Annotated in this window: 10 protein-coding genes and 1 pseudogene; 6 read left to right on the forward strand and 5 right to left on the reverse strand. The window is 67.4% G+C overall.

Annotation, left to right across the window (positions count from 1 at the left end; all coding sequences use genetic code 11):
* Window positions 1-2: 2 nt before the first annotated feature.
* Together A5694_RS07520 and A5694_RS07525 are read right to left on the reverse strand one after the other, a co-directional pair.
* The gene (locus A5694_RS07520) at window positions 3-941 is read right to left on the reverse strand and encodes an NADP-dependent oxidoreductase (RefSeq protein ID WP_064921211.1); all 939 of its coding nucleotides are present in this window, start codon (window positions 939-941) and stop codon (window positions 3-5) included.
* Window positions 942-958: 17 nt separating this feature from the next.
* Window positions 959-3,160, reverse strand: a complete 2,202-nt coding sequence (locus A5694_RS07525; protein WP_082952564.1) for a molybdopterin-dependent oxidoreductase — start codon at window positions 3,158-3,160, stop codon at window positions 959-961.
* A gap of 69 nt (window positions 3,161-3,229) precedes the next feature.
* Between A5694_RS07525 and A5694_RS07530 the strand changes: the two genes are divergently transcribed.
* From A5694_RS07530 to A5694_RS07545, 4 genes are all read left to right on the forward strand, one after another.
* Window positions 3,230-3,829, forward strand: coding sequence for a TetR/AcrR family transcriptional regulator (locus A5694_RS07530; RefSeq protein WP_082952568.1), 600 nt, complete (start codon window positions 3,230-3,232; stop codon window positions 3,827-3,829).
* A 199-nt stretch (window positions 3,830-4,028) separates the two neighbouring features.
* Window positions 4,029-4,547 (forward strand): hypothetical protein, encoded by a 519-nt coding sequence (locus A5694_RS07535; RefSeq protein WP_064921213.1) that lies wholly within the window; start codon window positions 4,029-4,031, stop codon window positions 4,545-4,547.
* A 307-nt stretch (window positions 4,548-4,854) separates the two neighbouring features.
* The gene (locus tag A5694_RS07540; protein ID WP_064921214.1) at window positions 4,855-5,799 is read left to right on the forward strand and encodes an alpha/beta fold hydrolase; all 945 of its coding nucleotides are present in this window, start codon (window positions 4,855-4,857) and stop codon (window positions 5,797-5,799) included.
* A 145-nt stretch (window positions 5,800-5,944) separates the two neighbouring features.
* On the forward strand, window positions 5,945-7,072 hold the full coding sequence (locus A5694_RS07545) for a mechanosensitive ion channel family protein (protein ID WP_064921215.1): 1,128 nt from the start codon (window positions 5,945-5,947) through the stop codon (window positions 7,070-7,072).
* Between the two features lie 12 nt (window positions 7,073-7,084).
* Here A5694_RS07545 and A5694_RS07550 read toward each other — a convergent pair whose 3' ends face one another.
* Together A5694_RS07550 and A5694_RS07555 are read right to left on the reverse strand one after the other, a co-directional pair.
* Window positions 7,085-8,113: a CobW family GTP-binding protein gene (locus tag A5694_RS07550; RefSeq protein WP_064921216.1), complete on the reverse strand. Its 1,029-nt coding sequence runs from the start codon at window positions 8,111-8,113 to the stop codon at window positions 7,085-7,087.
* A 56-nt stretch (window positions 8,114-8,169) separates the two neighbouring features.
* Complete coding sequence (locus A5694_RS07555) at window positions 8,170-9,690, reverse strand: serine hydrolase domain-containing protein (protein WP_234786334.1); 1,521 nt, start codon at window positions 9,688-9,690, stop codon at window positions 8,170-8,172.
* A 96-nt stretch (window positions 9,691-9,786) separates the two neighbouring features.
* Here A5694_RS07555 and A5694_RS07560 point away from each other — a divergent pair, with 96 nt between their 5' ends.
* Together A5694_RS07560 and A5694_RS07565 are read left to right on the forward strand one after the other, a co-directional pair.
* The gene (locus A5694_RS07560; RefSeq protein ID WP_064921218.1) at window positions 9,787-10,032 is read left to right on the forward strand and encodes an AbrB/MazE/SpoVT family DNA-binding domain-containing protein; all 246 of its coding nucleotides are present in this window, start codon (window positions 9,787-9,789) and stop codon (window positions 10,030-10,032) included.
* On the forward strand, window positions 10,016-10,438 hold the full coding sequence (locus A5694_RS07565) for a type II toxin-antitoxin system VapC family toxin (RefSeq protein WP_064921219.1): 423 nt from the start codon (window positions 10,016-10,018) through the stop codon (window positions 10,436-10,438). Before A5694_RS07560 ends, A5694_RS07565 begins: the two co-directional genes overlap by 17 nt.
* Before the next feature lie 24 nt (window positions 10,439-10,462).
* On the opposite strand, the pseudogene A5694_RS07570 reads toward A5694_RS07565, so the two are convergent.
* Window positions 10,463-11,022: pseudogene (locus A5694_RS07570) on the reverse strand (PE-PPE domain-containing protein); the annotation flags it as partial.

Raw genomic sequence — 11,022 nt, forward strand, 5'->3', positions numbered from 1 at the left:
GGTCACGCCACCGTGAGAATTATCTTGCCGCTGGTGCGGCTCTGGCTGCTGATGGTCAGGGCACGTGCGGCGGCGGAGAGCGGGAGCTGCTCGGCGATGTGCACCCGCAATTGTCCGCATTCGACGAGTTGCGCGAGGTTCTGCAGGCCGGCCGCGTCGGGCTCGACCAGGTAGCCGCGGGCGTGAACGCCGAGTTCCTTCGCACGCTCGTAAAGCCCTGGCGTCCAGGCGGCTTGAGCGTTGACCAGGATCCCGCCGGGACGAAGACACGCCAATGCCTCGATACCGGCATCACCCCCGAACATCTGGATCACCACGTCGACCTCGCGGACCGCCTCGTGGACCGGCGTGACGGTGTAATCCACCGCCTGGTCAACACCCAGCTCGGCAAGGAAACGGTGTTTGGCGGCGCGGGCGGTGCCGATGACGTAGGCGCCGCGCGCCTTGGCGATCTGGACCGCCAAATGCCCAACGCCCCCAGCGGCTCCCGATATCAGCACGCGCTGGCCGGGCGCAACGTGGGCGACGTCGACCAGCATCTGCCATGCGGTGAGCCCGGCGAGCGGAAGGGCGGCTGCTTCGGTGAAGTCTAATCCGGCGGGCATCGCCGCGAAGTGCCGTGACGGCCCGGTGACGAACTCGGCGTACCCGCCCGCTTGCCGCGGGAACCACGGCATTCCGAAAACCCGATCGCCGACCTGGAATCGGTTGACGCCGTAGCCGATCTCCTCGATGACCCCTGCCACGTCCCAGCCGTGAATGAACGGGAGAGTGAGCACCCGATTGTATGCCCGACCTGCACTTGTGTAGTAGTCAACCGGGTTGACGCCTGCGGCGTGGACCCGGACTTTCACCTCGGTCGGAGCCGGCCGCGGTTCAGGGGCCTCCGCTAACCGTACCGAGGCGGGGCCGTCCCACGCATGTTGGATGATGGCGCGCACGAACGTTGCCTCCTCAGTTACGGTTTGGTCGGCGGTGCGGGGGCCGCAGTGAGCTGTACCGGGATGCCATTGAGCACCGCGGTGCCGGATAGCGGATCGAGTTCTAGACCGTCAGCCAGGATGTTGCTGTTGACTCCCGGCTGTTGTGCCGCGAAAGCGGCAACCGTTCCGGGTTCGTCATGTCCCCACCCATGCGGTAGTGAGACCACGCCGGGGCGCACCGCGTCGGTCACCTCCACCGGGGCGTCGACGACGCCGGCGCGCGACCTTACCCGGGCGTGCGTGCTGAGCTGCAGGCGTGCGGCGTCGGTCGGGTGAATTTGCAACGTGCACCGGTCTGGTCCTTTGGCCAGCGTGGGCAGGTTATGCATCCAGGAGTTGTTCGACCGCAGGTGACGCCGCCCGATCAACACCATGCTGCGTTTCGGGGACCGGAGCAGCCTGGTGCGCAGCTGGGCGACATCGTCGACCAGCGGTGGCGGGGCGAGCTCGATCTGCCCCGACGGCGTGTTGAGTATCCCGGGCAGTTGTGGGGTCAGGGGGCCGAAATCCATCCCGTCGGGGTACTCGCGCACTCGGGCCAGGGTCAGCGGTTGGTCACCGTCGCGGTACGGCCCGGCCCGCAACAACATGTCCAGCAGACGTTCCGGGCCGCCCAGCTCGGCCGGCGAATCGACGCCGGCTTCCCCGGCCCCGTAGACGGCACGGTTCAGCGTTTCGGCGACCATATCGTCGATCACATTCAGGTCGGCTGCGGCGCCTTGCCGTGCCAGGATTCCGATCAAGCGCAGCAAGATCTGCCAGTCCGCCTGGTCTCCGGGCTGCGCGGGCAGCACCGGCGGCGAATAGGTCGCGGTGTTGCGGATCGCGAAATGGCCGAAAAACAAGTCGTAGTGGGGCTTGGTCAGCGGCGAGGGCGCCGGCAACACTACGTGCGCGTGCCGGGTCGTTTCGTTGCGGTACAGATCCAGGCTGACCATGAGCTCGAGCTGCTCGAACGCCGCCGCGAGGCGAGAGCTGTTCGGGGCTGAGCGCGCCGGATTTCCGGCTACGGTGATCAGCGCCTTCACCTGCCCTGCTCCCGGCGTGTCGATCTCCTCGGCAAGGCACGCCAGCGGCAGCTCGCCGAGCGTTTCGGGGGCGCCTCGCACCCGGCTGCGCCACCGCCCGATCGTGCTGCCCGTCCGCCCCGCCGTCACCAGTCGCAGATCGGCCGCCGGGCGGGCGAACATGGCACCGCCGGGCCGATCGAGGTTGCCGGTCAGCACATTGAGGACGTCGACCAGCCAGCTCGTCACGGTCCCGAATCGCTGAGTGCAGGTGCCGGTACGGCCGTACACGGCCGCGGCCGGCGCGGCGGCGAGATCACGTGCGAGCCCGCGGATCTCCTCGGCCGGGATGTCGCAATAGGGCGCAACGGTCTCCGGAGAAAACTCGCGCACGACCTCCTCCACGGTCTTGACGCCGCGAACGTGCGGGCCCAGCCGACCAAGATCGATTCGACCCTCACTGAACAGCACCTGCGCTAACGACGCCAGTAGCAGCGCGTCGGTCCCCGGCCGGATTGGGTAGTGCGCGTCGGCCTCCTGGGCGGTTCGAGTTCGGTTGGGGTCGACCACGATCAACCGTCCGCCGCGGTGACGCAGTGCGCGTAGCCGGGCCCGCATCCCGGGAGCGGTGAGCAGGCTTCCGTTGGACACCACCGGATTCGCGCCCAAGATCAACAGATAGGAGCAGCGGTCGACGTCGGGCAGCGGCACCGTGTACATCCCGCCGAACATCAGCTGGCAGGAAACGAATTTCGGCATCGCGTCGACGGTGTTGGCGGTGTAGATATTGCGTGAGCCCAGGGCCCGCATCGCGGCACTGGCATACAGCGTCGTGGCGAAGTCGTGTGCCACCGGGTTGCCGAGGTACACGGCCACGGCATCTGCACCGTGCCGGTCGATCACCGCGGTGAGTCGTTGATCGACGACCGCGAACGCCTCCTCCCAGGACGTGGGCTGGAGCCGCCCGTCGGCGCCGCGAAGATGCGGTGTACGTAACCGGTCGGGATCGACGTGAAGCTCCTTGAGCCCGAGGGCTTTCGGGCACACATGTCCGCGACTCAACACGTGGTCACGATTGCCGCGAATCGAGACGACCGCGCCCCCGTCCACGCTGCTCTCCAAACCGCAACCGGCCTCGCAGAGCGAACAGACATGCCGTCGGATTTGCATACCGGCAGTATAAACAGACTGCCGGTATGTACCGCAAGTATGTACCGCAAGTACGTTATGCTGACCGCTGTGACCGGCCCGCGTACCCAGGCAGAACGCACGCGCGTCACCATCGAGCAAATCGTGTCGGTGGCGCGCCGCGCATTCGCCGATGACGGCTTCGACGCCACCTCCGTCGATGGCATCGTCGAACGTGCCGGCATGACCAAGGGCGCCCTCTACCACCACTTCGCCGGCAAACGCGCGCTGTTCGCCGCGGTTTACGAAGCCGAGCAGGCCGCGATCGGCCAGGCGGTGCTGCGCGCTGCCCGAGGCGGCAAGAGCAGCTGGCAGAATTTCCTGGCCGGCTGCCGAGCGTTCTTCGACGCTGTGCTGGATCCGGGGGTTCAGCGCATCACGCTGATCGACGCGCCCGCTGTCCTCGGCTGGGAGATGATGCGCAAGCTTGAGGACGAGCATGTCACTTCCCTGCTGCGGCAGGGCCTGTCGCAAGCGATCGCCGACGGCCACCTCGGCCGCCAGCGCGTGGAGCCGCTGGCGCACCTTATTCACGGCGCGATGTGCGAAGCCGCGATGACGGTTGCCCGCTCAGCGGACCCGAAGCGCGCGAGCAAGGATTCCCTCGTGGCCCTGGAAAACCTGCTCAACGGTATCGTCGTTGGCCGATGACGCGAAGGCGCACCGGCGGTGTGGTCGGACAGAGGCGCACACTAGGCCGGGTGGCCCACCCGGGCCGCCGCACCCGACGAGACCGGGCCTTATGACTGCACGACTTCCAGCGCCGCAGGATGACCTCACCCCGCGTGCGGCGGCGATCGCCCGAGAGCAAGGGTACGGGGCGTATCAGGCATCGTTTCGGGTAAACCGTATGAGCGACCGGCATTTGGCGATCGCGGTGCTGATGTTGCCGGTTGGGGCCGGCGTGTTTTCCTGGATGGCGTGGTTCGCCTCGCCGTGGAGCGGAAACGATGCCCCGTCCCTGCCCGGCATGGTCGCCTCCGGCATCGCCGGATTGTTCTTCCTCGGCTGCACCGTGTGGCTCGCCGTACCGCTGCTGGTCGGCATGGTCCGGGTCAAGGGCGCCCGTGTGTACGTGTTCGAGCACGGTGCCATCGCCGAACGCCCCCGCGGGAGCCTCTACGCGTGGAAGCTTGATCGCGCGACGGTCCGTTACGTCGTGTGGAAAGAATCCTGGGAGTCGACCTGGCGCGACCGGCCCCAGCTCTGGGTCAGGTTCCACCAGGACGGCGAGGTGATTTGCTTCGACGGGCACGACCGGAAAGACCGAGCCGTCCTGCCAGAACTTGCTCGTGCCCTCGGAGCCGCGAGCGACGAGCCCGAACAGATCGGTGAACTGCGTTCTTCCGACGCACCGACTTCGTTCTGACATCGCGTCATCCCCCGACGTCCAGGCCGGCGCGTCATTCACCCTCACCAGCCATGGTCGGCCCGTCGCGCGGCTCGTCTCGATCAGCGCGGCACCGCGCGGTTCGGCCGGCAGCCGTGATCCTCAGCGACCAGAACACCGCGACCTGTTCGCTCGGGTCATCGTCGCCGAGGCGCTACGCCGCAATCTGACCACCGTCATCCGCGACACCACAAGCATCGATGCGGCGATCACGCCAACACTTCAGGCGTGAACCGCTACCGGCTGGAGGATGGCTCGGGCTGCCTCATCTCGCTAACCTCGATGTGTGGCAGATCCAGCGAACCCGCCCACTCGAAGGGATGCCAGTTCTCCCAGCCCCATCGTTCTGGATGTGGAAGGCTCCGGCGTCCAACCGCCGGTCGCGCCGCGGGTGCGTCGGGCCTTCTGGCTGCTGGAGCGAGTTGCCCCGGCAATCGGGTCGCGGTGGGCGACTGAACTGTGGTGCACCCCACCGGTGATGGAGTCCAGCCTGCGGATGCCGCCCGGCGTGCCGCCCGGTCAGCCGCTGGAGGCGCACTGGGACGGGCACCGGGTGGTGGGCGAGGCCTGGGGCGAGGGGCCGCCGGTCTACCTGGTGCACGGCTGGGGTGGGCGTCGCCCGCACCTCGGCATGTTCATCAAACCTCTCGTCGAATCCGGGCATCGGGTCATCGCGTTCGACCTGCCGAGCCATAACGAGTCAGATCCGGGTGCGCTCGCACCGGGCCGCACCACCGCCATCGAGTGCGCCGAAGCGGTTGCCGCCATGATCCGGACCCATGGGCCGGCCCGCGCGGTTGTCGCCCACTCCCTCGGGGCCAACGCGACCGCGTTCGCGGCGTCGTGGGGTGCGACGGTCGGACGTTTGGTATTCCTCGCGCCGATGGGCGAGTTCCCGATCTACCTTGATCTGTTCGCCGCGCGCCACAACTTCGGCCGACGGATCCGCACCGGCCTGCATCGACGCCTGGAACGCCGCATCGGCATGTCGCTGGAGGACACCAACATGGTTCGGGTCGCCAAGAAGACCGGCTATCCTCCGCTGCTGCTCATCCACGACCCCGATGATCCCGAGACGCCCTACGAGACGAGCGAACGGGTCGTCGCGTCCTGGCCTGGCGCCAACTTGATGACGACGTCGGGTCTCGGCCGGCTGGCGCATTTCCGAATCTTGCGGCACCGTCCCGCAATTCGCGCGGGCGTCGAGTTCATCGGCCCCGCGACCGTTTGAAAAACACCCCCAACGGGGTATTGCGGTACGGGCATTTTCGCACCGGCGTTGTCGCGTCGCACCGGCACGCAGCATCGGCGGCGCAACGGCGATCTCACCGAGACGCACGGGCGATCCGAATCCGACCGAAAGAGGTGATATGGCTATGCCAGAAGAACTCGATCGAGGTTCCGCGATCCACCTTGCTGCCACCACCGCGTGGCTGGCGGGCGCGATCGCCGGCGCCTGGGTGCTCGGTTGGGCGCTGTATTGGCTGCTGCAGCGCGTCAGCCGGCGTAGCGCCCTGGTCAACGACTTCGCGGCTTTGACCCGAATGCCGGTTCGGGTGATCCTGATGGTGATTGCCGCGCGCATCGCGGTCGGTGCAACTGTTCTGGCATCGGCGCCGGGCCGTGGCTGGGTCGATCAACTGTTCCGTATCCTGATGATTGCCGCCATGACCTGGTTGGTTGCCGCGTTCACGCTGCTGGCGGAGCGGCGCGCCATCGCCCGCTTCGCCGGCGGCGAGCTGGAGGTCAGCGATGCCGACCGGCTCCAGCGGCGGGTCAAAACCCAGATCACCACGTTGCGGCGGCTCGCGATCGCCGTCGTTGTCGTCCTCGGCACGGCCGCGGCGTTGATGACTTTTCCGTCCTTCACCCAGATCGGCACCACGATGTTCGCCTCGGCCGGGATTCTCTCGGTGGTCGCCGGCCTGGCCGCGCAGACCTCCCTGGGCTCGGTGTTCGCCGGCATGCAGATTTCGTTCTCCGACGCCGTCCGGGTCGGCGACGTCGTCGTGCTCGAAGGTGAGTGGGGACGCATCGAGGAGATCACGCTGACGTATGTCGTGGTCCAGATCTGGGATCAGCGACGCCTGATCCTTCCGACCACCTACTTCACCAAGACCCCCTTCGAAAACTGGACCCGCCGAACGACGGACTTGCTCGGCACCGTTCAACTCGATGTGGACTTCACTGCACCGGTTGAGCCGATGCGCGCCGAGCTGGACCGACTGCTCTCAGCGAGCGACATGTGGGATGGTCGATCCAGCGGGTTGGTGGTCACCGACGCCGTCGACGGCTACCTCCGGGTGCGGATCACGGTGAGCGCGGCCGATTCCGGTGCGCTGTTCAACCTCAGATGCGCTGTCCGTGAAGGCATGGTCGAGTGGCTGCAGCGCACGCATCCCACGGCTTTGCCGCGCTGGCGCGTCGAGCAACCATCGGCGAGTGCCGCCGCCGGCGATTCCGGTCTGGACAGCGACACGAACACCCCTGCCTACGCGCATTAGCGGCGACGCGGCCTAGATGCTGTAGCGCCGCAGCCGTTGCAGCCGTCGCATCCCGGCGGCGGCCACCTTCTCGCCGGCCGGGCGAAGAGCTTCTTCAAGTCGTGCGCGAACGTCCGCAATGTCGAGGTGCGTACCAATCGCGACGAGATGGCTGGCCCCTGACCCCGTAGGCGCGGTCACCACATGGACGGAGGTGCCGACAACGTTGACCAGGTAGTGGCGCTTGCCGATCGCGACCGTTCCCTTCATCCGGTAGACGCCCTGCGGCGGCTGTTCGAGCAGGTCGATGAGCGGTCCCGGGTCAACGGTGCCGCCGCCGACGACGGTCACCGATGCCGCATGCACGTGATCGTGGTGCTCCTGGTGGGCGTCGGCGGCCGCGTCGAGGAGCAGTTCCCGAAACGACATCTGCCCGGTCTCACCGCCGTCGCTGACGTCGTAGAGCAACCGGGGATCCACGCGTCCTCCTGTCGCACCCACCACGTGTGCGTGCGGATTGAGTTCTCGCACACGGGCTTCAACCCGAGCGAGGGCCTCTTCGCGGGCATCCTCGGCGATCCGATCCAGCTTGTTGACCACGACCAGGGAGGCCACGCCGTAACGCTGCGGCGGGGCGGATCCGGTGTCGACCGTGTCGAAGTGCTCCGCTGCGTCGATGACGTCGACAACACCGCCGTGGCGTATCCGCTCCACCCCGCTGAACCGAATCACTCGCGACACGTCGGCGGGTTCGGCCACCCCGCTCGCCTCGATGATGATCGCGTCGAGCGCGAGCTTCGGGTCGGCCAGCTTCTCCAGCGCCTGGTCAAGCCCACCCTCATCCGGCAGATGGCAGATGCAGCCACCGGCGATCGACACCGGCTCGTCGACCTGGCCCGTGACCAGGCCGGCATCGACGTTGAGTTCGCCGAAGTCGTTGATAATGACTCCGATTCGAGCGCCCGGAGCGCGCAGCACATGGTTGAGCAGCGTGGTCTTGCCCGCCCCGAGATACCCCGTCAACGCGATAACGGGGATAGCGGGAGCGTTGCGATCGGCCACCCGGCCATTATCGCCAGGTGCGCGCGGCCGGCTGCGACCACGGGGTGGCAGGTCCCTCAGCTGCCGTACAGATGCAGCGCCCGGCCGGTCACGGTGGCCACATCGCCGCTGAGCCCTGCGATGGGCGGACCGCCGCGCTGATGGATCACGTTCGCGAGCACGATCACGTAGCTATCCGATCCCGGGTCGATCCACAGCGTCACGCCGGTGAATCCGGTGTGCCCGAAGCTGCCGATCGGAAAGATCATGCCGCGCGGCCGGGAGTGCGGCGTATCGATATCCCAGCCGAAACCGCGGAGATCCTGTCCGATGATCGCCGGATACTGCGCGGAGAGCAGGGGATCGGCTCTGTTGGGCGACGTTGCATTCGCCTGTTGCGCAGCGGCGTTCGCACCCGCCAGCTGTGCGGCGTCGTGCCCGGGTTGCTGCGGTGTCGTCATCAACTCCAGGGTCGATTGCCGCAACGGAAACGGGCTGGGGCGCCCGGCGAGCCGATCGAGCAGCGCCTGGGCGTACCTGCCGACGTCGGCGGCGGTCGAGAACACTCCGGCGCTGCCGGCCACCCCGCCCATGCGGCGTGCCGTCGGATCCTGCACGGTGCCACGCAGCAGCTGGTCGTAGTCGGGGTTGATCCCGGGGGAGTCTTCGTCATGGGCCGTCGGCGCGATCCGGGCCAACAGGTCGGTGCTCCAGCTGTCCGCCGGGCACCCACCGCCCTGAGCGAGGCTCGTGTCGAATGCGATGGCCGTACCGCGGATCCGGTGGGGGCCACAGGCTTTGACGGCGGGCAGGTAGCGGGTGTCGGTCATGCCCAGCGGCGCAAAGACGTGGTCCTGCACGTAGGTGTCCAACGGTTGGCCGGTCATCGTCTCGACGAGTACGCCCAGGACGATGAAACCGATGTCCGAGTAGTGGAATATCTCGCCGGGGCCGAACTCCAGCGGCGCGGTCAGTGCCCGATGCACACCACCGGCCTGGTCGGCCTCGGTCAGGCCCCACGGCCCCTGGTGGCTCAAATCCCCACCGATGCCCGAGGTGTGGGTGAGCAGCATGCGCAACGTCACCTGGGCGCGTCGGGGGTCGCCTGCCTCGTTGAACTCCGGCAGATAGGTCTGGACGGGTTCGTCGATCGCCACCCGGCCCTGTTCATAGAGCTGTAGGACCGCGACGGCCGTCGCGAGGCACTTCGTCAACGACGCGATGTCGAAGATCGTGTCCTCGGTCATCGGCTCGGCCGGTGCGGGCGAGCCGTCAAGCGCGGGTTCGTCTGCCAGCCTGCGCGCGCCGAAAGCCTGGCTGAAGGCGACCGTGCCGGCGTGCCCGATCCGGACCACCGCACCCGGCAGCCGGGGAACCGCGATCGCGTCGTTCATCAGCTGAGAGACCGGAGCGATCAGCTCGGGGCGCGGTAGGGAGGGCGCGTCGGCACGCGGCACCAATGCCGCCGCGGTGGTTGTCGCAGTGCTGACAGCAGGTGGTGGGGGCTCCAGGCGGTCACATGCCGGGGCCGCCGCAAGAGCGAACAAGACGCTTCCAACGGCGCAGGCCCGAGCGACGCACAATCTCGACACCGCCACGAGTCGACGCTAGCCGGGCACGGCGTCGGTGAGAACTGCTGCACGGCAGGATGCCTGGTCACGCCCTTTTTGCCAATTAGATGGTAATTTAGTGCCATGACTGTGACGGTGGATCGACTAGGACGGCTGGTCATCCCCAAAGCGCTGCGGGTGGCGCTCGGGATCACCCCCGACACGCAGCTCGAACTGATTCCGGACGGAGCTGGCCTACGGATTGAGCCCGTCCAGCGGCGTGCCCGCCCGATCGAGACCCGCGACGGTCTTCCGGTACTCGGCCGGGTGGAGGGTGCGGTGTTGACCGACGAAGATGTGCGCCGACTTCGTGATGACATCCAACGATGACCTTTGGGCCTGCGACACCAGCGTTGCCGTCGCCGCTCTTGACTCGGCCCACGAAGCCCACGCGGCCTGCCGCCACGCCCTTGTTCAACGTCGACCCGCGCTTGCGGGTCACGCGGCGTTCGAGACGTATTCGGTGCTGACCCGCCTGCCCCTTCCGCTGCGCCTGAACGCAACTCAGGCCGGCTCGGTACTGGCGAAGGCATTCCCGGCCGCGTGTTGGCTTGACGCACGAGCGACCGGCGATCTTTTCGAGCGGCTCGCCGACCTCGGCATCGTCGGCGGGTCCGTCTATGACGCTCTTGTCGGTCAGGCCGCCTCGACGAATCGGCGCGTCCTGCTGACCCGCGACTGTCGGGCGGAGCGCACCTATCGCGCACTCGGTGTGCGCTACCAGTTCGTTGACTGACCAGGCCGACTGACCCGGTCCGCGCTAGGCCTCCGCTGGGAACCAGAAGTCGAGGGTGTCCTCGACGCCGCTCCACGGGATGCCCATCCAGTCGCCGAAGAAGTCCTCGATGTTGCCGAAGGCACTGTAGAAGAACGCCACCACCGAGTAGAACAGGCCCTCCCACCAGCCGCTGTCGACCAGCCCGTGGGGCCAGGCGTTGAGCCAGGCGCTGAACTGGTCGAAGTCACCGGAGATGTCGACGTCGGTGATCATGCCGTCGGTGGTGGCGATGTGGTTGGCCACCTGTTCGGGGGTGAGCCCCAGGTACATGACGTGCTCGTAGAACAAGCCGAGCATCGAGTTGGAGCTGGCATCGGCGACGGGGTCACCCGGGAATGTGTAAATGGTGGCCGGGTACGCCTCGTTGGGTGTCTGGATGCCGTTGAGGATCGGCATGTCGAAGAGCCTGTCGAAGAGCGTGTCGCTGTGGTTGTTAGGCGTGACGCCGTCGGCGTCGGACGGATCGCCGATGAACACGAAGTGCAGCAACTCCGGGGGGACGCCGTCGTGGGCCAGCTGCGCCATCGCGATCGACCCGGCCG

It is taken from the genome of Mycolicibacter sinensis (genome assembly GCF_001667945.1).
GTDB classification, from domain to species: Bacteria; Actinomycetota; Actinomycetes; order Mycobacteriales; family Mycobacteriaceae; genus Mycobacterium; species Mycobacterium sinense_B.